Below are 22217 nucleotides of genomic sequence, written 5' to 3'. Positions count from 1 at the left end.
TTCCCATTGGTATTGAGGATTTCGAAAAACTGCGTATGGAAGGTTTCTACTATGTGGATAAGACGAGGCTGATCACAGAGCTTTTAAACAACTGTGGAGAAGTGAACCTTGTTACCTGACCTAGAAGGTTTGGCCAATTACTGAATATGAATATGCTCAAATATTTTTTTTCTTATGGCTGCGATCCAAAGCTGTTTGACGGACTGGACATTTCCGGCGAAAAAGAGCTGTGTGAAAAGTATATGGGGAAATACCCGGTGATTTTTCTTACACTGAAGGATGTGGAGGCGAGAGATTTTGAAAGTGCTGTTGCCATGCTGCGTGAGGTCATCTGTCACGAAGTGCTGCGTTTCCATTTCCTTCTGAAAAGTGACCGGCTCTCCCAGGAAGATAAAGCACAATATGAAAAACTGGTTCGGTTAGATATTGGCAGCGGCCAGGAGTTCCTTAGATCCCTTAATATTTTGAAGAGAAGCCTGCGGATTTTATCCTGGCTTCTCTGTAAGCATTATGGGCGGAAGGTGATTCTGTTAATAGATGAATATGACGTGCCCTTGGACAAAGCACGGCATCACGGATATTATGACGAGATGACAGACCTGATCCGCGGCATGTTCGGACAGGCATTAAAGACCAATGAAAATCTATTTTTTGCTGTGTTGACAGGGTGTCTTAGGGTCACGAAGGAGAGTATCTTTACCGGGCTGAATAATTTGAATGTCATGTCCATCACCAATATCCAGTTCGATGAATACTTTGGTTTTTCTGACACAGAAGTAAGAACTATGCTGGAATACTATGAGTTGGGGGATAAACATGACTTGATCAAAGAATGGTATGATGGCTATCGTTTTGGAAACGCGGATGTATACTGCCCCTGGGACGTCATAAACTATGTAAATCAGCTCCGTTTTGATCCAAATTCGCGTCCCAGGGCTTTCTGGATCAATTCCAGCGGCAATACCATCATTCACACGCTCATCCGGAAAGCAACGGATCAGACCATGGATGATCTGGAACAGTTGGTGAACGGTCTGTCTGTTACAAAAACGATCAGTGAGGAGTTGACTTACCGGGAACTGTATGACAACATTGACAATCTGTGGAGTGTTCTCTTCACAACGGGATATCTGACCAGGCGAAAGGAAACGGATCTGAATACCTATGAGCTTGTGATTCCTAATCAGGAAATCCGTATGATTTTTGAGGAACAGCTTCTCTCCAGGTTCCAGGAAGCTCCAATGCGGAGTCCGGCGAAGGCTATAGCGACATTCTGGTGAAGATGAAGTCCGCTTCCATGGGAATTGTGATCGAAATCAAATATTCCGAGGAACCGAACCTGGAAGCCGTCTGCCGGCATGCGCTGAAGCAGATTGAGGAAAAGCACTATGCAGACCGGCTGATCGATGAGGGGATGATAACCATCTTAAAATATGGCATTGCCTGCCGTAAAAACGGATGCATGGTGCGGATGTCCGGAATATAAAGGAAAGCCGGGAACTGCTTTGGCTGATTCCCGGCTTTTATCTGTACGGTGGGATTCTAACATTATTTATGCACTGGATCAGGGGCTGGAAGTTCCGGATACAAATGATGTTTTATATGACTTTGAGGAGTCGTGCCTATAAAAAACGTAAATGGCTTTTAGGGAAAATTGATTCTGCATTCTATAAAATTTAAGATTGTCTTTTTTTTGATAATGGGATATAATGGAACAAGAGTCAAAATATTTCCCGCTGCATAAAAGCGGCGGGGTGGGAGAATTGGAGGAAAGTTATTATGTTAGTATCAGCAAAAGAAATGCTTCAAAAAGCAAAAGCAGGCCACTATGCGGTTGGACAGTTCAACATCAACAACCTGGAATGGACAAAGGCCATCCTTCTGACAGCAGAAGAGTGCAAGTCCCCGGTGATCCTTGGTGTGTCTGAGGGCGCAGGCAAGTACATGGCAGGATACAAGACAGTAGTCGGCATGGTGAACGGCATGCTGGAAGAGCTGAAGATCACGGTTCCGGTTGCTCTGCATCTGGATCACGGCAGCTACGACGGATGTATGAAGTGCATCGAAGCAGGCTTCTCATCCATTATGTTTGACGGTTCCCATTTCCCAATCGAAGAGAACGTAGAGAAGACAAAAGAACTGGTTGCTATCGTCAATGAAAAGGGAATGTCCCTGGAAGCCGAAGTAGGTGCGATCGGCGGAGAAGAAGACGGTGTAGTGGGCAAGGGCGAGTGTGCAGATCCGGAAGAGTGCAAGAGAATCGCTGACCTCGGAATCGACTTCCTGGCAGCAGGAATCGGCAATATCCACGGAAAATATCCGGCTAACTGGGAAGGCTTAAGCTTTGAGACTCTGGATGCAATCCAGAAGCTGACAGGGGACATGCCTCTGGTACTTCACGGCGGTACAGGAATCCCGGCTGACATGATCAAGAAGGCGATCTCTCTCGGCGTTGCAAAGATCAATGTAAATACAGAGTGCCAGCTTTCCTTTGCGGCAGCGACAAGAGAATATGTAGAAGCAGGAAAAGACCTGGAAGGCAAGGGATTTGATCCGCGTAAGCTTTTGAAGCCGGGCTTTGACGCAATCCAGGCGACAGTAAAAGAAAAGATGGAATTATTCGGTTCTGTTGGAAAAGCCTGAAAAAAAGTTTAAAAATTACTTGCCTTTTTGGAAGGATTGAGTTATACTGACAGACGTAGAAAAGAACGAGGACGTTCCAAGAATGCTTGGAGTGTCCTCTTTTACTTTCAGGAACTGCCGGGAAACGGCTTGTACATAAGGACAGAATTGATTCGTCCAGGGCGGGCGTTTTCCCGATCATTCTTCATTAGGGATCATGCAGAAAGGAAGGAATTATGAGCACAGAATTTTTCAACGTAGCAGATATTTTTGGGGAAAATGTATTTAACGATACGGTGATGCAGGCGCGTCTTCCGAAGAAAGTGTACAAAAACCTGAAAAAGACGATTGAAGAGGGAAAGGAACTGGATCTTGAGACAGCGGACGTCATTGCCCATGAGATGAAGGAATGGGCAATTGAAAAGGGCGCGACCCATTATACCCACTGGTTTCTGCCTCTGACCGGCGTGACGGCCGAGAAGCACGATTCATTTATCTCCGCTCCGCTTCCCAGCGGAAAGATCCTGATGAGCTTTTCCGGAAAAGAACTGATCAAGGGAGAGCCGGACGCGTCTTCATTTCCGTCCGGGGGCTTGCGCGCTACATTTGAAGCAAGAGGCTATACGGCATGGGACTGCACTTCTCCCGCATTTGTGAGACAGGACGCGGCAGGCGGCACACTCTGTATTCCGACGGCATTCTGCTCCTATACAGGAGAGGCGCTGGATCAGAAGACTCCGCTTTTGCGCTCCATGGAAGCTATCAATGTGCAGGCACTCAGGCTCCTTCGTCTGTTTGGAAATACCACATCCAGAAAGGTCACTCCTTCCGTAGGCCCAGAGCAGGAATATTTCCTGGTTGACGCGGAGAAGTTCCAGCAGAGGAAGGATCTGATCTATACCGGGCGCACCCTGTTTGGGGCAATGCCGCCCAAGGGCCAGGAATTAGACGACCATTATTTCGGCACCATCCGCCAGAGGATCGCGGGATTCATGCGGGATGTGAATACTGAGCTGTGGAAGGTGGGCGTATCGGCCAAGACTCAGCATAACGAGGTTGCGCCGGCACAGCACGAGCTGGCTCCTATTTACGCGGAAGCCAACATTGCGGTAGACCACAACCAGATCGTGATGCAGACACTGAAGCGGGTTGCATGTCAGCACGGGATGAAATGCCTGCTCCACGAGAAGCCCTTTGCGGGAGTCAACGGCTCCGGCAAGCACAACAACTGGTCCATCACGACGGACGATGGCATCAACATGCTGGATCCGGGCAGGACACCCCATGAGAATACACAGTTTTTGCTGGTACTTTCCTGTATTTTAAAGGCGGTCAACAAGCATGCGGATCTGCTTCGGGAGTCTGCGGCAGATCCGGGAAATGACCATAGGCTTGGTGCAAACGAGGCGCCTCCGGCGATCATTTCCATTTTCCTCGGGGAGCAGCTCGAGGATGTGATGGAGCAGCTCATCAGCACCGGAGAAGCGACACACAGCTTAAAGGGCGGCAAGCTGCAGACCGGTGTGACCACGCTTCCGGATCTGTCCAAGGATGCGACAGACAGAAACAGAACCTCGCCGTTTGCATTTACGGGAAATAAATTTGAGTTCCGTATGGTGGGTTCCCGGGATTCTATCGCAAATCCCAACATTGTGTTAAATACCATTGTTGCGGAAGCATTTGCGGATGCCTGTGAAGTCCTGGAAAGTGCAGATGATTTTGATATGGCAGTGCATGATCTGATCAAGAAATATATGATCGAGAACCAGAGGATTGTATTCAACGGAAACGGATATTCCGAGGAATGGGTCAAAGAAGCGGAGAGAAGAGGGCTTCCGAATATCAAATCCATGGTAGAGGCGATCCCCTCCATCACTACAGACAAGGCCGTGGAGTTGTTCGAGCGGTTCAGCGTATTTACAAAGGCCGAGCTGGAATCCCGTGCGGAGATCCAGTATGAATCATACGCCAAGGCCATCAACATTGAGGCGCGTACCATGATCGATATGGCCAGCAAGCAGATCATCCCGGCAGTCATGGGATATACGAAGACGCTGGCAGATACCATCCTGGCGGTGAGGGAAGCAGGGGCAGACGTAAGCGTACAGTCCGGACTGCTGACAGAGGTGACCGAGCTGCTGAAAAGCACGAAGGCGGCGCTGGAGAAACTTATCCAGGCGACCGAGGAAGCAGCAGCCAAGGAAGAAGGGCCTGTACAGGCAAATTATTACCATACAGATGTATTTCCGGCGATGGAGGCTTTGCGGGCTCCGGTGGATCAGTTGGAAATGATCGTGGATAAGGACGTATGGCCGATGCCTTCTTACGGAGATCTGATTTTTGAAGTGTAGGATAGTATTTAAAAGGGCGTTTTTCAAATAGGAAGAACGCCCTTTTTCAGAGAGACAGGAGGCATGGGATGCATAATTATACAAGAAAAGAGATAATGGAGCTGGTCGAGGACGAGGATGTGGGCTTTATCCGGCTGCAGTTTACCGACATATACGGGACTATGAAAAATATGGCGGTGACCGTAAGCCAACTGAAAAAAGCCATGGACAACAAATGCATGTTTGACGCCTCCCCGATCCGGGATTTTCCGGGGGCGGGGGAGTCGGATCTATACCTGTATCCAGACCTGAACACCTTTGAGATCTTTCCGTGGCGTCCCCAGCAGGGGAAGGTGGCGCGGCTGATCTGCGACATCCACTGTTCGGACGGGACGCCCTGTGAAAGCGATCCGCGGCAGGTTTTGAAAAAGGTGCTCTCAGAGGCTGCGGAGATGGGATATACCATGAAGGCAGGGCCGGAATGTGAATTTTTCCTGTTTCATACGGATGAAGACGGCCTGCCCACGACGCTGACCCACGAGCAGGGCGGCTATTTTGACGTGGGGCCGCTGGATTTTGGGGAAAATGCCCGGCGGGATATGGTGCTGACCTTAGAGGAGATGGGATTCGTCATTGAATCCTCCTACCATGAAAACGCTCCGGCGCAGCACGAAATTGATTTTCAGTTTGACGAGGCACTGACCACCGCAGACAATATCATGACCTTCAGAATGGTAGTCAAGACCATTGCAAAACGGCACGGGCTGCACGCCACGTTCATGCCCAAGCCCAGGACGGAGACGGCGGGCTCCGGGATGCACCTGAACCTGTCCCTCCACAGAGACGGAAAGAATATATTCCGGGATGATTCGGATAAAAACGGCATCAGCCGGGAGGCATATTATTTTATGGGGGGATTGCTGAAGCATATGCAGGCCATTACCTGTATCACCAATCCTACGGTCAACTCCTATAAACGCCTGGTGCCGGGCTTTGAAGCTCCGGTGTACAGGGGGTGGTCGGCAAGCACCAGAAGCCCGCTGCTGAGGATACCGCCCGTGCGCGGGGAACACGCCCGGATCGAGCTGAGAAGCCCGGATTCCTCGGCCAACCCGTATCTGGCCCTTGCGGTACTGCTGTCGGCCGGTCTGGACGGAATCCGCGGCCAGATCCTTCCGCCGGAGGGCATAGACAAAAATATCCAGGCGATGACCGACGCGGAGCGCTCGGCGCTGCAGATCGAGAAGCTTCCGGCGAACCTGGGGGAAGCGGTCAGGGAACTGGAACAGGATTCGTATATCCAGGCGGCTCTGGGAAAAAAGCTGGCATCGGATATCATAGCGGCCAGAAAACAGGAATACAAGGAATACTGCCTGCAGGTGACAGACTGGGAGATCGCCAATTATCTGTACAAGGTATGACGGGACAAAGGGCCTGCGGCGGGACTTCGTCAGGACGCACGAGGCAGCCGGGGGTTCGGAGACTGCTCCGAAATCACCGGATTTGCGGCTGCAGTTGGGGAACAGGCAGGGGGGTGAGCAGAGATGATCCATATGATCATTGTATTTCCCAAAAAGGAAGTGGGAGTAAATATCCGGAATATCCTGAACCGCAGCGGCCTGGAAGTGGCCGGGGTGTGTACGACAGGAGCCCAGGCGCTGCAGTGCGCGGATACGATGGACGACGGGATTGTGATCTGCGGATACAGGATGAAGGATATGATGTACTCCCAGCTCCGGGAGTACCTGCCGGATACAATTGACGTACTTTTGATCTCCTCACCGGAGAAGTGGGGCGACGGCCTGGAAGACGGGGTTGTGGGGCTGCCCATGCCCCTGAAGGTCTATGACCTGCTGAACACCGTGGAAATGCTGCAGCAGGGGATACGGCGCCGGAGGAAGAAACGCCGGGAGGCGGCAAAGAACCGGAGCGCCGCTCAGAAGGCGGTGATCGCACAGGCAAAGGCCCTGCTGATGGAGCGCAGCCGCATGTCCGAGGAGGAAGCCCACCGATATCTGCAGAAAAGCAGTATGGACAGCGGGACAAATATGCTGGAAACTGCGCAGATGGTGTTGACGATCATGAGCGATACGGTGTAAAGTATTATTGAAAAAAACAGAACAGGATATAAATAATCAGGAGAATTGATATGAAATTTACGAAAATGCAGGGCCTGGGAAATGATTATGTATATGTAAATTGTCTGGAGGAGACAGTGGAGCATCCGGCGGAGACGGCGGTAAAGGTCAGCGACAGGCACTTTGGGATCGGGGCGGACGGACTGATTCTGATTAAGCCCTCTGAGAAGGCGGATTTTGAGATGGAGATGTACAATGCGGACGGCTCCCGGGGGGAGATGTGCGGAAACGGAATCCGCTGCGTGGCAAAATATGTGTATGATTACGGTCTCACGGATCAGACACAGATTTCCATAGAGACGCTTGGGGGAATCAAATATCTGGATCTGACTGTGGAAGAGGGGAAGGTCCGGCAGGTGAAAGTAGACATGGGCAGCCCGATCCTGGAGGCGGAGAAAATTCCCATCATCGGCCTGGGGGACAGAGTTCTGGACGCACCCATCCAGGCGGACGGCATGGAATACCATATCACAGGCGTATCCATGGGCAATCCCCACGGGGTGGTGTTTCTGGAAGACGTGAAAAACTTAAAAATTGAACAGGTTGGCCCCCTCTTTGAGCATCACGGCTGTTTTCCAAACCGGATCAATACGGAATTTGTCCATGTGCTGGACAGACAGACGGTGGAAATGCGGGTATGGGAACGAGGGTCGGGAGAAACGCTGGCCTGCGGTACCGGAGCCTGCGCGGTGGCGGTGGCCTGTGTGCTGAACGGCCTGACGGAAGAGGAAGTGACGGTGAAGCTGCTGGGCGGAGACCTTTTGATCCAGTGGGACCGCAGGCAGGACAGGGTATACATGACCGGGCCTGCAAAGGTGGTATTTGACGGCGTATGGCCGGATGCATAGTAAGAGAATAGAGGAGAGAGTATCCATGTTTAAGATCAATGAACATTATCTGAAACTGCCGGGGAGTTATTTGTTTTCCACCATCGGAAAAAAGGTGGCGGCCTACACGGCGGCAAATCCGGACCGGTCGATCATCCGCCTTGGAATCGGCGATGTGACGCAGCCATTGGCGCCGGCCATCATCGAATCCCTGCACAGCGCGGTGGATGAGATGGCCCACAGGGAGACATTTCACGGATACGCGCCGGATCTGGGGTATGAATTTCTGCGCAGCGCCATGGCGAAGCATGACTACCAGGCGCGGGGATGCGATATCTCTGCCGACGAGGTATTCATTTCCGACGGCGCGAAGTGCGATTCCGGAAATATCCAGGAAATTTTCAGCACAGAGAATCGGATCGCGGTCTGCGACCCGGTCTATCCGGTCTATGTGGACACCAACGTGATGGCGGGCAGGACGGGCACTTATGATCCAGACAGGGGGATCTGGAGCAATGTGATCTACATGCCCTGTACGGCGGAGACGGATTTTGCGCCGGAGCTGCCGAAGGAGCGGCCGGATCTCATCTACCTGTGCTTCCCCAACAACCCTACCGGCTCCACGATCACAAAACCTCGGCTTCAGGAATGGGTGGACTATGCGAACAGGGAAGGGGCGGTGATCATCTATGACGCGGCCTATGAAGCTTACATTTCCGAGGAGGATGTGCCTCATACCATCTATGAATGCGAGGGAGCAAGGGCATGCGCCATTGAACTGCGCAGCTTTTCCAAGAATGCCGGATTCACCGGGGTGCGCCTGGGTGCAGTGATTATCCCGAAGGAATTGAAGTGCGGGGATGTGACGCTGCATTCCCTGTGGGCAAGACGCCACGGCACAAAATACAACGGCGCCCCGTATATTGTCCAGAGGGCCGGGGAGGCGGTGTACTCCGAAGCAGGGAAAGCGCAGCTTGCAGAACAGATTGCTTACTATATGAACAATGCCAGGGTGATCCTTGAGGGGCTGAACAATGCCGGCTACAGCGTATCCGGAGGGATCAATGCGCCTTACATCTGGCTGAAGACGCCGAAAAACATGACATCCTGGGAGTTTTTTGATTATCTGCTGGAAAAAGCCGGGGTCGTGGGGACGCCGGGCTCCGGGTTCGGTCCCAGCGGGGAAGGGTATTTCCGACTGACTGCATTCGGCAGCTACGAAAATACCGTAGCTGCGATTGAGCGGATCAGAAAGATATAAAAATGGCTGCTGCCTGCGCAGACCCATCGAAAAGCGGAAGATAAATCGGAAAACGGAAGACCAATCGGATAACGGATTGAGTGGAAGCGGAGACAGGATGACAGGCAGTCTTTGCAGTGCAGATCGGATACAAAACAGGGGAGAAAACGATGATCATAATTGCATGTGTGGATGACAGAAACGGAATGATGTTCAACAATCGCCGACAGAGCCGGGATTCCGTGGTCTGTGAGGATATACTTCTGGAATGCAGAGGAAAAAAGCTGTATATGAGTCCGTATTCCGGAAAATTATTTGGAGAAGCCGAAGGGGCGGATATCCGCATTTCGGAGGATATTTTAAATGAGGCAGGAAAGGGGGATGCCTGCTTTGTCGAAGAAACGGAAACCGCCGGCTTTGAGGAGTACATCGGGAAGGTCATCCTCTATAAATGGAACCGGAGATATCCGGCTGACCGGCAGTTTTCGCTGGATCTGTCCGACGGCTCATGGGAGCTGAAAAGAACGGAGGAGTTTCAAGGCTCTTCCCATGAGAAGGTTACAAAGGAGGTTTACGAGAGGATAAGATGAAGCCCAAACATAAGAAAAATAGCTGGAAACAATGGCTGCTTATTCTGTGCTGTCTGTTTCTGACAGCCTGCACGCCCGGCGGAATTTCCGCGGACAGACAGGGCGGGGGTTCCAGGGAAACACAGACGATTTCGCTTGCCGATATCCCGGAGTATTCCGGTGAGCCTTACATCGTGCTCAACGGAAATGAACCGGATTTTCCAAAATCCGAATGGAATCTGCAATCCTTTGAGCAATACGGCGAACTGGACAGCCTGGGAAGGTGCAGCACGGCCTACGCCAATGTAGGGACAGACCTGATGCCCACGGAAAAGCGGGGAAGCATCGGCCAGGTAAAACCGACAGGATGGCAGACGGTGAAATATGACATTGTGGACGGAAAATATCTGTACAACCGGTGCCATCTGATCGGCTATCAGCTTTCCGGTGAAAATGCGAATGATAAGAACCTGATCACGGGCACCCGCTATATGAATGTGGAAGGGATGCTGCCCTTTGAAAATATGGTGGCCGACTATGTAAAGGAAACCGGCAATCATGTCCTGTACCGCGTCACACCCGTTTTCCGGGAGGACAACCTGCTGGCGGATGGCGTGCAGATGGAAGCGTTTTCGGTGGAAGACGAAGGGGAAGGGATTGCCTATAACGTCTATGTCTACAATGTCCAGCCGGGAATCCAGATCGACTATGCAACCGGGGAAAGCTCCCTGGACGCATCCGGTACTTCGAAGGCAGAGACTTCGGAGGGGGACATTCGTGGAAATTCCCGGTCAAAGATCTACCACTGTCCGGGGCAGGCAGCTTACGAGGAGATGGCCGACTCAAAGTACCTGGTGATCTTCGAGACAGAGCAGGAAGCACAGGAGGCAGGATATCGGAAGGCAAAGAGATAAGTGAACAGGAGATTATAGATGGCAAATATAAGAGACTCTAAAAACTGGGGCGGCATTGGCTGTGGCATCCGGCGCGGCGGCGATTGCGTATACATTTCAGGCGCTGGCAAAGGCCGGGGAGCATATCGCGGCCTCCAAGACGATTCGCCATCCGTCGCTGCCGGGGAACCAGGCCATGAGCTGTATAAAAAGTATCTGCCGCATGGGGGCGGATCGATCTTTACCTTTGAAATCAAGGGGGGCGCAAAGACGGCACATAGCCAGTCTACCGAAGAAGAGCTTCTGGATCAGGGAATCAAACAGAATACGATCCGCCTTTCCATCGGGATCGAGAAAGTGGAAGATCTGATCGAGGCGCTGGATACTGCGTTTCGGGCTGTAAGATAGATTGATTTGAAGGAAGCAAGCATATCCGCATGATTGTGATTTATACGGCAGATATAGAGCAGGCGGAGGATGAATTTCATGCAGGCTGCCTGACTCTGAGACTGGAACAGGCATATTTAAGGAAGGTAGATTCCAAAAGCATAAGGGATGTATTTATTAAGCAAAATCAAATAATGGATGTTCATTTATGGAATACCAGTAGAATCGGGGCAGGGATGCTCCGGTTTTTTGTGCTTTGAAAAGGTGTTCTTTTCGAACCTAATTCAAAAGACAGTACGGAAAAAGAAAGAAGGTGGAATTGATGAATAAATTTATGGGTGTAGATCTGATCCAATCTCTGGAAGCTGTTCTGCACCAAAATACGGGATTCTTGCCTTTGTGGCAGAAATCACACACAATGATGAGGAAAAAATTCTGGGAAACTTGTATGAACTGGATTTTGGGCAGCACAGTAAACATGTAGACAGATTGTTGATAAAATAAGAACGCTTGAAAAGTCAAACAGATACTCTTTTTCTGAGATAAAAGGGCGGTATGGTATTTATGTTTTCGTTGTAAAAGAAGAAAATCGGAACCGGAAAATCCGTAAAATACAAAAAGGAACGAAGAAAAATGATCAGTTTATTGAATCTAAAAGAAATTAAAAGGCGGAGATGATAAAAGATTTTCATTGAAAGAAGTTCTTACATCGGGATACGCATTGATTTTACGAAAAAAAGCAGATATACTATTATTAGTGGTTGTGGTCAACATTTTGAAAACTGTTTGAAGGAGGAATCGATATGGCACCTACAAGCGCAGTAGTCAGTGATATGCTGAATCATTTAGAGGAAGAAGATTATAGAACTGCAATCAGTTTTATAGAATATTTGGTATCTTCACGTAAGAAAAAGAGGGCTGAGGAAAGTAAAAATACTCTTGCGGAAATCCAAAAAATGTTTGTGAAAGATAAAGGATGGGATTCGGAAGAAAGCATGATTGAGGATATGGCAGCATTTAGAAGGGAACGGATGAATTTATGAAGACAATGCTTGATACAAATGTTCTTATATCAGCCTTGGTATTTGGCGAGAGGACAGGAAGATTGCTCAATATGCTGTTTGAATCAGAGCATGAACTATATGTTTCTGAGTATATCGACCAGGAGTTTAAAGAGAAGCTCATGAAATGGATATTATTTTATCTGGCGATAAAGATTCTTTGGAGTCTGATTTAGAAAGGCCAATCGTATATTCTCCATCAATGATGTTGGAATATCTTGAAATGTTGCATGATAAGTAATCGCACAATAACTCAAAAGTTTTTTAAAATTGAGGGCAGGCAGAACCGAGGCAGAAATGCTTCGTTTTTTTGTGCCTTAAAAAGGTGCTATTTTCGAACATCAGCTGAAATCCAGTATGAAAAACTAAAAAACATGGTGTAAAAATTTAACAAATAAAAGTAGAAAGAAGGAAAGAAAATGAGAACGATTAGTTTATTAAATTTAAAGGCGGAGTCGCGAAAAGCTTTTCAACAGTAAATATTGCGTATGAGTTATGGCGCAGGGGCTATAAGATCTTGATACTGGATAACGATAAACAGGGAAATATAAGAAGTTCATGGAAGCCATAGGGCCGAAAGAAGGGAATGCTGCGGATCATGGTTCTGCTGCAGGATATGACTATTGTATCATTGATAATCCACCGAGTATCAGCCTGAACGTAATCAATGCCCTTGCGGTCACGAATGAGGTCATTGTGCTGGTCAAGATTGACGAGGATGCTCTGGAAGGGCTGGATATCGTGGCGGAACAGATTGAAGATGCAAAGGCGCTGAACCCATATGAGGTGAAGACATCTGACAGTAACTTTTATGCCCAGGAAAATATCGAGGAGCTTGCGGACAGCTTCCTTGCGGTGGGACAGCAGCAGCCGACAGTCCTTGGGAAGGTGGACGGCCAGTTCTGGATCGTAAGCGGCCACCGGAGGTACCGTGCCAATATCCTGAATATAGAAAGGGGGCATCAGGAATACCAGCAGGTACGCTATCTGTATAAGGATATGACCCAGCCCATGCTGGAACTTTCCCTGCTGATGGGAAACGCATACAACCGGGAACTGACGGCGTGGGAGAAAACCCAGCAGGCAAAAAGGCTGAAAGAGGCATTGATGAGGGCCAAGAAAGAGGACGGCCTGGAAATACCGGGAAAATTGAGGGATGTGGTCGCGGGCCTGATGAATGAGAGCAGCTCGAATATCGCAAAGATGGAGAGCATTACCCACAATGCGGTACAGGAGATACAGGATCAGTTTAAAAACGGGAATATGGGAATATCCGCCGCATATGAGGCGGCAAAGCTGTCACCGGAGGAACAGAAAGCAGTCGCAGAGAAAACCGCAGAGGGCAAAAATATTTCCGTGAAAGAGATTGCAGGGAAGCGTACAGTAAAAAAAGACGGCGGAAATAAAGGCGGCTCAAAAGAGAACACGCCGGAGCAGTCAATTTCAGAGCAATCAATTCCAGAACAGGAAATCCAAGAACGGACAATCCAAGAACAGACAATCCAGAAGGAGAAGCAGAAGGAAGGGTTCGAATCGAACACGGTGCAGCAGCCGCAGGAAGAAGAAAAACCGGTGGAAAAAATGTCGCATACGGAGAAGGTATTCCAGCATAAGAAAATCCTGCGTGAATGGGAGAAGCAGAGTACAGTGATTGCCCGCGCGACAAAAAAGGTTGCTGATGCGATAAAAAAGGTGTCCGAATCAAACACCGCACCGCAGAAAAACTGGAATGCCTGGGGAAGATGCTGAACAAATGTAGGAAACCGAATATCACAACGGAGGATATCATCGAAATTGCAAAGGATATCCATATATACAGCCACCTGCCTGAGAGTATGGATTTTACGGATCTGTGCTCTGAAATAGCGGAAATCTCATACGCATTTTTTGAAAGGATCACGATGGATTGACGGATTGTGCAGGTGGCGTAAAACTTCAAAAAATCAGTGATATATTATAAATGTGAAGCAAGCTGATTAGCGCAGGAAAAAACTTCCTGTAAAATGGATCTGCAAAAACGAGGGCAGTATAACGACAGCAATCAGCAAAACATTCAGAAAAATAAATCGAAAGGAGATATGCGCTCCATATAAAAAATGTAAAAGCAGACACGTATATGTGCATTTGGAATTGACATTTCCAGCCAAAGGGCATTATAATTGTTCATAAGATATTTCAAATCTACATTCAGTATTGGATCACCAGATTGTCTTTCCCTGTCAGATTATCGGCAAAAAATCAGAATCCACATTTCAGAAACATTAAAAAAAGGTTTCGTCTGTATTTTCAATGTATCATTTCAAACGCACAAACAGAAAATTTGGAAAATATTATGTTGCGGCGGACAGGACGGGTTGCCCTGTCTGCCTAAAAGAAGGGGGGATCATGAACGAGTCCATTGCGATTATTTTTTGAAAGGGGGCGGTATTTAGAGTAAATTCAGATTAAAAAATATTTTTGGCAAACCTTGAAAACACGATAACTCATATAGTATACTGAACATATCAGAGAAAGGACCACAAGATGTCTGATAAAATACAGAAATTAAAACCAGATACAGTATTGAAAAATTACTGGCGTAATAACGAGCAGTTTGCAGATCTCTTCAATGCGGTTTTGTTTGACGGGGAACCAGTCATCAAGCCGGAAGAGCTGGAAGACGCAGATACAGACGAATCATCTGTATTGGAGCATAGGGAATATGCGGAGAGCATCCAGGCTTCCAGGGACAATATAAAAATAAGGAAGAAATCTGTAGTTCACGGAGTGGAATATGTACTGCTTGGAAATGAGAGTCAGCAGCATATTCATTATGCTATTCCTATGCGTATTATGGGGTATGATTATGGCACATACAAAAAACAGTATGACGACAATGCAAAAAAATATAAGACCTCAGAAGGAATGAATGAGGATGAATATCTGTCAAGAATGAAAAAAACAGACAGGTTTATACCTGTGATCACTGTATCTGTCTATTATGGAGACAAAGTCTGGGATGGCCCGACTACCCTGCATGGGATGCTGGATATCCCGGAGAAGATCGCCAGATATGTAAATGATTACAAGATACTGTTAGTAGAAGCAAGACGGAATGCCTTAGTGCTTCATAATGCAAATAATGTGGATTTATTTAATCTTTTGGAGATCATTTTGGATAAAAGCACGCCTAAGAATGAGGCAAAGAAAAAGGCAATACAATATGGTGAGGAACATCAGGTCGATAAGTCAGTTGTTATGACTGTCGCAGGCGCAACGAACAGTAAGATTGATTATAATGCTTTTGAAAAAGGAGAGGTGACTATGTGTACTTTATTTGAAGAAATTGCAAAAGAAAGCGAAGCAATCGGTGAAGCAAGAGGCGAAGCACGTGGCAAAGTGCATGGCGAAGCGATTGGCGAAGTAAGAGGAAGGGCTCTGGGAATTATTGAATCAGGATATGATTTTGAACTCCCCGAAAGCGATATTTTGGCAAGATTACAGAAAAAACTGGATATCACTTTACAGCAGGCACAGGAATATTTGAATCTGTTTAAAAAGCAGGCTGTATAATATTGGGCGGAGCTATTTATCAGAATAATTCGATAATCGGTATGTTTTATTTCATATATCAAAAATAGCAGATAAAGCGGTATTTTTTACTGCCTGGTCTGCAGCAATGCAGAGGGAGACCGAAAGAGAAGGCCTCCTTCTGCGAGATACCATCGTATACGGGAAAAGCCGGCGGCAGGCTTTAATACTGGCTCAATGCTGGTTCTGCCGGCTCCTGTCTAAGACATAGGCTGTCAAGGCATGCTTTGTGATTTTCCGGCTCCCTCCTTCTTTAAATGCAGGAATCTTACCGGTACGGACAATCTTGTAGGCTTGGCAGGCACCGATCTTTAAGGCTTCTGCCAGTTCCTCTATGGTCATGATATCGTCGAAGGTTTCAAACATTTTCTACCACCCTTTCCAAAAGAAATATAAAGCCATATGTATTTGCGAGGCTGTATATTTGTGATTCATAGCAGGACATCCGGTCATTACTTAAAAAGGGCTTTCCGTCAATATAACTTGTCGTAGACACTATATAATGGAAATGGGGATGCCCGTTATCTGTATGGTAGGAATAGCAAATTTGATATTCATTACAGAACAATTTAGCAATATCATCAGAAAAATGGAAATGTATTTCTGTGACATTTTGTACTGGAATATTAAAGGAAATGATAAAATGCATTAACTGTTGGTCTGATGTATTGGTCTGTGATGTTTCCCTTACAAGATGATATTCCTTTATCAGACGGTCATACGTAGGCGGCCATTCAATACATCCATAACAGTATATTGGAAGAGGGGATTTATCGTTAGTACGGTATATATAACCAATCGTTTTATCTATAGCATCAGGATTATCATAACCATTTACATTTATATTTTTACAGAGCCTTTCTTTCTTCATAGTGATTCCTCCTAACAAGTTTTAATATTTGCTGCGTTTCTTTATTGTTCATTGTTTTTTGCTCTTAAATAGAGCTGGTTATAATCATTTGTTAGTTCCATTAAGTCAATTTCAGCAGGTAACAGATAAAAAATATAATAATATTATTTATCCTGAATTATTCATGGAGTAACAGCATTAACTGCTGAAACCCGCATAGTTACTGTATTTTAATTGAATATTGTCTTTCACTTATTTGGTGAATAGAAAAAGACCTCAATCTATGGTAAAATTTAGGTGTCCAATCCAAATCAAAACCAAAGAAAGGGTCTTTATATGGATATCGGTTATCATCCGCTGTTATGTTACGACGGGTTGACCGGCGACCTGCTGAAAGCGCAGCTCCGTGACGGCACCATGTATTGCAGCAAAGAGGCAGATATTTTTATGGAGTCCCTTTTGGATGAATTCCTCTGCGATTTCCCGGATATGCCGCTTTATTTCCGGGGTGATAGTGGTTTTGCGTCCCCAGGCCTGTATGAAGTCCTTGAAGACAAAAACTGCAAATATGCCATCCGGCTCAAGGAAAATCCAAAGCTCCTTGAACTGGCAGAAGATGAAAGCCAGGCGCTGTACTGCGCAACGAAATCCAACCAGGTGGATTTCGCCGTCGAGTATGGGGAATTTATGTACCAGGCTGGTTCGTGGAGCCATCCGCGCAGGGTGGTTTTCAAAATCGAAAAGCCCTATGGCCAGATGGTCCATTTGTATACCTTTATTGTCACGACACTGGAAATGGAACCTTATCAGGTAATCCAGTTCTATTGCGGAAGGGGCAGAATGGAGAACTTCATCAAGGAAGGCAAAAGCGGCTTTGGCTTTGCCTCTGTAAGCAGTCCCTCAAAGCTGGTAAATGCGAACCGCCTCCTGGTCCATGCACTGGCTTATAATCTGTTCAATTGGTTCAGACGGTTGGCGCTTGCCGCCAGTATGAGGAAATAGTGTATAGATACTATCCGTTTCAAGCTGCTGAAAATAGCCGCAAGAGTGGTAAGGTCTGCACGGTATAAATATTTCAAACTGTGCAGCAGCTGTCCCTACAAGAAAGAATTCTATGAAACACTGGAAAATATCCATAACCTGCGGCCACAGTTGGAATAGCAGCAGTTAACGGACTTTGACAACCACAATAAATTTCTAACCCTATCACGGGAGGTAACTACGGCGGATTTTATGCGGGCTTATACCGCCGTGAATAATTCAGGATATATTATAATAATGAGTCTTAATCGTAATCACACTACATACAGGGCAGTGCCGTACTCGAAGAAGTTTTTAACGAGAAGGAGCATTCCGGGCTGGCTGTGCGTACTGTGAGGAGTCAAAAATTCATTATCAATTCTGCGTTGAATGATGCTGTTCTGCATGAGATTATCCAGAGTGCGCTCAGGCATTCCACGGCCTCCCTGCTGGCATCCAAGGGCTGGCATCCGAAAGAGATACAGGAATGGCTGCGCACGCTGACTTTTATACGACCATGAACATCTACACGCATTTGAATCAGGAGAACCTAGTAGAACGGTCTGAACGGCTGACGGGCATACTGAAAAACAGGATGGCATAGGTGTTAGAACAAGTGTTAGAACAGCCGTGAAAAGAAAAAGTTTTTGTAGAAAAAGCGGTAAAGCAAAGAATAAAAAAAGACCGGAATCCTAATATTCATAAGGATTCCGGCTTCTCAAACAAAAATCGGAGTGACAGGATTCGAACCTGCGGCCTCTACGTCCCGAACGTAGCGCTCTACCAAGCTGAGCCACACTCCGATAAAATAGGGAATCTGCTGATTCAGATTCCCGACTACGGAAAAGGGACTTGAACCCCTACTAACAGAGTCAGAGTCTGCTGTGCTGCCAATTACACCATTCCGCATTGTGTGTTGTCCTCTCTTACCGGACGCAACATCGTTATTATATCAGACTTACAAAAAAAATCAAGTCTTTTTTTGAAAAAAATTGTAAATCTACCAATTTTTTTTCTGCGTACCGATTTACCCAAAATATATATGTCAAAATAATTAATTAATTGCGTCATTTTACGAAAAATGTGTTATACTATATGTATAAATAGTGGGGGATTGGGGATAGGGCAAGTTTATATATTTTTCTGTCAGCCATTCGGGCTGACGGCTTAAAGTGAATCGGGAATCAGTTTGCGGCTGCCGGACAGGCGCGGAGTGAGCGGAAAAATGTCTGGATTTTCGTACCGGTTCAGCGGTTAAATTTAATAAGGAGGTTTCATGAGAAAAAAAATGCCCCTTAGACTGCTGTTTGTCTTTCTTTCTGTGGCATTAATTCCTGTTTTGATTTTTTCAGCGTCAATGCAGCTTTATACACTTAAGATAGAAAAGAAAGATATGGAGAAACGTATAGACAGCAATCTGAACACTTCCAATCAAGGGCTGGAGATGGTGTTTGAGAAGTATACAACGATTTTATATGACCTGTGTACGGACAAAGAAATTTTGAACATGGTAGAACGTATCGACGCAGCAGGGGATGAAGAGGAGGAAAGTACCCGCATGCTGCAGTACAGGCTGGAAGAGATCTGCAGCCGGTACGAGGGAATAAAAGGCATTATGATTTCGTTAACTGATGGTAGGACTGTTTTTTATGACGGTCTTGGTTCATCGTCTGTCAGCAGCCCGTGGATAGAGGAATTAGGGATTCCGGAAGTGAAAATGGGCAATGTATACCGGGGAATCTCAGAACCGGTGATAGACAATGGGAAGGAAATATACCTGTTCCAGATCGCAGGAAATCTGGAAAGCTACGGGGCGGGCGGAAAGCATCAGGCCGCGGCAGTGATTAATATTGAAGAAGAACAGATCTGCAAAGTCTTAAATTCCGGCGGATTCCGGCATGGATACCTGCTGGACGGGGATATCGTCGTGAGCGCACCATCCAAATCAGATATTGGATGCAGATGCAAAGAAGTCATGGACACGGAGACAAATCAATATACCTGCCTTTTCAATCAAGCCAGCGGATTCACAATCTGCAATATTCAGCCGGTCAGGGCATATAAGGACCTGCTTCATATTCAGTATCTGATTTTGGGGATCATTGTCCTGGTATCCGGCTTTGTTGTAGTTATTCTTGCCTATCTGATAAGAAAACCTTATCTCAAAGTAGTAAACGATTATGTAGATGCAATGAGCAGAGTAGAAAAAGGTGATTTTACCGTCCGGGCCAGAGAAAAAACGCGTATCATTCCGGATATGGGAAGAATCGAAAACAAATTTAACAGTATGATCATCTACATCCAGAGGCAGGTAGAACTGGGAAAGCAGGCAACGCAGGAGCGTAAGCGCGTCCAGGCAACCACGCTGGAGGCTCAGATTGCACCGCATTTTCTGTACAATGCACTGGATATGATCAATTGGAAGGCCATTGAAAATGAACAGTATGAGATCAGCGAGATGCTGGGGATCTTAGGAGATATCCTGCGGTATTCCGTAAAAAATATAGATGACATGACGACGCTGCGCACGGAATTTCAATGGCTGGAGCACTATGTGTGGCTGGGAAATGTAGAGCTGAGCAGAAAGACAAAATTAAAGCTGGAGGTGCCCGAGGAGCTGATGGAGCTTCGAATCCATAAACTCCTGCTGCAGCCTTTTATAGAAAACGCCCTGAAATATGCATTTTTGAATAAAGGAGGCAATGACGTCCTGGTGGTGGGAGTGGGCCTGGCAGGCGGCCAGATCCATATCACGATCGAAGATAATGGGAAGGGAATTGAAGCAGGACTTCTGCGTAAACTGAATGATGAGACAGCAGACATGGGCGAGCATGTGGGGATTGCCAATGTGAGGAAGCGCCTGAAATTATACTATGGAGAAGAAGCTGTAGTATATTTCGAGAGCATACTTGACAGTTATACCAGAATACATTTATTTATTCCGCTGATGGCGGAAATGCAGAGCAATGGATAAGGAATCAGGAAATATACGGTCATGGGATCGTATTTGTTTTGAAAAAGCGGATTGGCGAGAATCTGCTTTTATGTGCATGGTGAAGGAGGGGGAAGCATGCGAATTGTAATTGTTGAGGATGAAGCTGCGATCCGGGAGGGGATGGTCAAACTTCTTCACCAGATTAACCCGCAGTATGAGGTGGTTGGAAAGGCGGTGGACGGCCAGAGCGGATACGAACTGATCCGCAGCGTGCGTCCGGATCTGATCATTGTGGATATCCGGATGCCGGACATGAACGGACTGGCCATGATCCGCAAGCTTCAGGAAGAACAGGTGAGATGCAAGGTGCTGGTGATTTCAGCATATTCGGAATTTGAGTATGCCAGGGAAGCGATTGAGCTGGGAATCATCAATTATCTCCTGAAGCCTTTGAAGATTTCTGAACTGAAAAAAGCGTTGGACAAGGTGGATCAGGAGATTCGGCGCGACCAGCATAAAGAATATGGATTTTCACTGGAAAATATTTTCATGGGATGTATCAACGGGCAATTGAAGCCGGATGCGTATTTTCACGAGCAGACCCGTGAAAAGTATGGATTTACAGTGCAGGAACCGGCGGAATTATTTATGGTCTGGCTGGGGAATGGCTACGAGGCGCAAAAGGAGACGGCAAAGGGGCTTCTGGAGCATGTGGCGGATCATACGGTAAAATTTGCGGCCAATATCCGGGAGCTGAAAGGCTGGGAAATGCTGCTGATGATTTTGTACCGGCAGTCTGGGGGAGAATCACAGCTTACATATTTTGAAAAGTCGGTTGTACCGATGCTGTGCGATAACCTGAAAAAGCCGGTCGTGTGTGTATGGAGGAGAATTGAGCAGCTTTTGGACATGTCCAGGGTGCTCCAGGAGATGCGCAAGGATCTGGAGTGGAATCTGTGTTCACCGGATCGGACGCTGATCTACAGAGAAGCCATACAGAAGCAGCAGATCGTACCGATCAAGTATCCTCTGGAGCTGGAGGACCGCGCCAAGCGGGCGCTGCGTGAAAAAAACTGGGAGGAGCTTGTCCTCTGCTATGAGCGGCTGTACGAATATCTGGTGCAGGAGACGCACCTTCCTTCTCAGATCAAAGAGAGTCTGATTCGTTTTAACTGGAGCCTGGTAAGCTCGCAGAAGGAAAAGAAAGAAGAATCAGAGCTGCATATCCAGAAGATCCTGCAGAGGATCGCGTCAGCGGATACGTGGAGCCAGATCAAACAGGGTATGGTCGAATTTATGGGGATATTGGATTACTCAGAGCCGAAGCTGGAGGAACCCTCGGTCAGTGATTTGATCCACAGGGCGAAGGTGCTGATCCGGAAGTATTACAATCAGGGGATCACGCTGGAGGAGACGGCAAGGAAGCTGTTTGTGTCCGAAGAATATTTAAGTGCGCAGTTTAAAAAGGAAACCGGGAACACTTTTACGGAGACCGTGCGGAAATATCGTATTAAAAAAGTAAAGGAGCTGTTGGTGGAAACACACCTGAAAATGAACCAGATTGCGGAGCTGGCAGGCTACTCGGATCCCAAATATATGAGCCGGGTATTTAAAGAGGAAGTGGGAATGCTTCCTACAGAATATAGAAAGGAAGTTCAATAAAAGATTAAAATTTTCCGCTTTTTTGGGAAATTTCCCCCTAACAGGGAGGGAAAATTATGCTATTATGATTATGCTGAATAGAGATAGAATATTTGGATACACTGTTAGAGAAT

General features: G+C 47.1%; 22 protein-coding genes, 2 tRNA genes and 2 pseudogenes. 22 read left to right on the top strand and 4 right to left on the bottom strand.

Going from position 1 to position 22217, the window contains the following annotated elements:
* The first annotated feature begins 35 nt into the window (after positions 1–35).
* From EBB54_RS17525 to EBB54_RS30700, 18 genes and pseudogenes are all read left to right on the top strand, one after another.
* Positions 36–1486 (top strand): annotated as a pseudogene (locus EBB54_RS17525) (AAA family ATPase).
* A 293-nt stretch (positions 1487–1779) separates the two neighbouring features.
* Positions 1780–2643 carry a class II fructose-1,6-bisphosphate aldolase gene (gene fba / locus EBB54_RS17515; RefSeq protein WP_004078062.1) on the top strand — a complete coding sequence of 288 codons (864 nt, stop codon included), beginning with the start codon at positions 1780–1782 and terminating at the stop codon, positions 2641–2643.
* 215 nt (positions 2644–2858) lie between these two features.
* Positions 2859–4973, top strand: a complete 2115-nt coding sequence (locus EBB54_RS17510) for a glutamine synthetase III family protein (protein ID WP_004078060.1) — start codon at positions 2859–2861, stop codon at positions 4971–4973.
* A gap of 68 nt (positions 4974–5041) precedes the next feature.
* Positions 5042–6373: a type I glutamate--ammonia ligase gene (glnA, locus tag EBB54_RS17505; protein WP_125128382.1), complete on the top strand. Its 1332-nt coding sequence runs from the start codon at positions 5042–5044 to the stop codon at positions 6371–6373.
* A gap of 123 nt (positions 6374–6496) precedes the next feature.
* The gene (locus tag EBB54_RS17500; RefSeq protein WP_004078057.1) at positions 6497–7051 is read left to right on the top strand and encodes an ANTAR domain-containing response regulator; all 555 of its coding nucleotides are present in this window, start codon (positions 6497–6499) and stop codon (positions 7049–7051) included.
* A 50-nt stretch (positions 7052–7101) separates the two neighbouring features.
* On the top strand, positions 7102–7938 hold the full coding sequence (dapF, locus tag EBB54_RS17495) for a diaminopimelate epimerase (protein ID WP_125128381.1): 837 nt from the start codon (positions 7102–7104) through the stop codon (positions 7936–7938).
* 25 nt (positions 7939–7963) lie between these two features.
* Positions 7964–9178 (top strand): LL-diaminopimelate aminotransferase, encoded by a 1215-nt coding sequence (locus EBB54_RS17490; RefSeq protein ID WP_125128380.1) that lies wholly within the window; start codon positions 7964–7966, stop codon positions 9176–9178.
* A gap of 149 nt (positions 9179–9327) precedes the next feature.
* The gene (locus EBB54_RS17485) at positions 9328–9747 is read left to right on the top strand and encodes a ribonuclease Z (RefSeq protein ID WP_125128379.1); all 420 of its coding nucleotides are present in this window, start codon (positions 9328–9330) and stop codon (positions 9745–9747) included.
* Positions 9744–10640, top strand: coding sequence for a DNA/RNA non-specific endonuclease (locus tag EBB54_RS17480; protein WP_125128378.1), 897 nt, complete (start codon positions 9744–9746; stop codon positions 10638–10640). Before EBB54_RS17485 ends, EBB54_RS17480 begins: the two co-directional genes overlap by 4 nt.
* An 18-nt stretch (positions 10641–10658) precedes the next feature.
* Complete coding sequence (locus EBB54_RS17475) at positions 10659–11027, top strand: PLP-dependent transferase (protein ID WP_125128377.1); 369 nt, start codon at positions 10659–10661, stop codon at positions 11025–11027.
* Positions 11028–11056: 29 nt separating this feature from the next.
* Positions 11057–11266, top strand: a complete 210-nt coding sequence (locus EBB54_RS17470; protein WP_125128376.1) for a hypothetical protein — start codon at positions 11057–11059, stop codon at positions 11264–11266.
* A 53-nt stretch (positions 11267–11319) separates the two neighbouring features.
* Positions 11320–11490, top strand: coding sequence for a hypothetical protein (locus tag EBB54_RS31265; RefSeq protein ID WP_243127711.1), 171 nt, complete (start codon positions 11320–11322; stop codon positions 11488–11490).
* Positions 11491–11809: 319 nt separating this feature from the next.
* Positions 11810–12049 carry a hypothetical protein gene (locus EBB54_RS17455; protein ID WP_125128375.1) on the top strand — a complete coding sequence of 80 codons (240 nt, stop codon included), beginning with the start codon at positions 11810–11812 and terminating at the stop codon, positions 12047–12049.
* Complete coding sequence (locus EBB54_RS17450) at positions 12046–12243, top strand: hypothetical protein (RefSeq protein WP_243127710.1); 198 nt, start codon at positions 12046–12048, stop codon at positions 12241–12243. Before EBB54_RS17455 ends, EBB54_RS17450 begins: the two co-directional genes overlap by 4 nt.
* Before the next feature lie 260 nt (positions 12244–12503).
* A complete protein-coding gene (locus EBB54_RS32260) occupies positions 12504–12638 on the top strand; it encodes a ParA family protein (RefSeq protein ID WP_334295301.1) in 135 nt (44 codons plus the stop codon).
* Positions 12626–13816 carry an AAA family ATPase gene (locus EBB54_RS17445; RefSeq protein ID WP_243127709.1) on the top strand — a complete coding sequence of 397 codons (1191 nt, stop codon included), beginning with the start codon at positions 12626–12628 and terminating at the stop codon, positions 13814–13816. The genes EBB54_RS32260 and EBB54_RS17445 overlap by 13 nt, the downstream gene beginning before the upstream one ends.
* Positions 13810–13977 carry a hypothetical protein gene (locus EBB54_RS17440; RefSeq protein WP_243127708.1) on the top strand — a complete coding sequence of 56 codons (168 nt, stop codon included), beginning with the start codon at positions 13810–13812 and terminating at the stop codon, positions 13975–13977. Before EBB54_RS17445 ends, EBB54_RS17440 begins: the two co-directional genes overlap by 7 nt.
* A gap of 856 nt (positions 13978–14833) precedes the next feature.
* A complete protein-coding gene (locus EBB54_RS30700) occupies positions 14834–15619 on the top strand; it encodes a transposase (protein ID WP_243127707.1) in 786 nt (261 codons plus the stop codon).
* A gap of 192 nt (positions 15620–15811) precedes the next feature.
* Here EBB54_RS30700 and EBB54_RS17430 read toward each other — a convergent pair whose 3' ends face one another.
* Both EBB54_RS17430 and EBB54_RS17425 read right to left on the bottom strand, forming a co-directional pair.
* Entirely contained in the window at positions 15812–16003 is a 192-nt protein-coding gene (locus EBB54_RS17430; protein WP_125128374.1) for a helix-turn-helix domain-containing protein, read from the bottom strand.
* On the bottom strand, positions 15996–16508 hold the full coding sequence (locus tag EBB54_RS17425; RefSeq protein WP_125128373.1) for a relaxase/mobilization nuclease domain-containing protein: 513 nt from the start codon (positions 16506–16508) through the stop codon (positions 15996–15998). The genes EBB54_RS17430 and EBB54_RS17425 overlap by 8 nt, the downstream gene beginning before the upstream one ends.
* 312 nt (positions 16509–16820) lie before the next feature.
* On the opposite strand from EBB54_RS17425, the pseudogene EBB54_RS17420 reads away from it, so the two are divergent.
* Together EBB54_RS17420 and EBB54_RS30220 are read left to right on the top strand one after the other, a co-directional pair.
* A pseudogene (locus tag EBB54_RS17420) lies at positions 16821–17648 on the top strand (IS1380 family transposase); the annotation flags it as partial.
* 212 nt (positions 17649–17860) lie between these two features.
* A complete protein-coding gene (locus EBB54_RS30220) occupies positions 17861–18028 on the top strand; it encodes a site-specific integrase (protein ID WP_154677801.1) in 168 nt (55 codons plus the stop codon).
* Positions 18029–18236: 208 nt separating this feature from the next.
* Here the strand turns inward: EBB54_RS30220 and EBB54_RS17415 are convergent.
* A tRNA-Pro gene (locus EBB54_RS17415) sits at positions 18237–18310 on the bottom strand.
* Between the two features lie 34 nt (positions 18311–18344).
* Positions 18345–18416, bottom strand: a tRNA-Gln gene (locus tag EBB54_RS17410).
* 484 nt (positions 18417–18900) lie between these two features.
* Here EBB54_RS17410 and EBB54_RS17405 point away from each other — a divergent pair.
* Both EBB54_RS17405 and EBB54_RS17400 read left to right on the top strand, forming a co-directional pair.
* A complete protein-coding gene (locus tag EBB54_RS17405) occupies positions 18901–20481 on the top strand; it encodes a sensor histidine kinase (RefSeq protein WP_243127706.1) in 1581 nt (526 codons plus the stop codon).
* Between the two features lie 96 nt (positions 20482–20577).
* A complete protein-coding gene (locus EBB54_RS17400) occupies positions 20578–22104 on the top strand; it encodes a response regulator transcription factor (protein WP_125128371.1) in 1527 nt (508 codons plus the stop codon).
* Positions 22105–22217: the final 113 nt, after the last annotated feature.

This window comes from Schaedlerella arabinosiphila (genome assembly GCF_003885045.1).
In the GTDB taxonomy this organism is placed as follows: domain Bacteria; phylum Bacillota; class Clostridia; order Lachnospirales; family Lachnospiraceae; genus Schaedlerella; species Schaedlerella arabinosiphila.
This window is presented reverse-complemented; position numbering and strand designations above follow the sequence as displayed.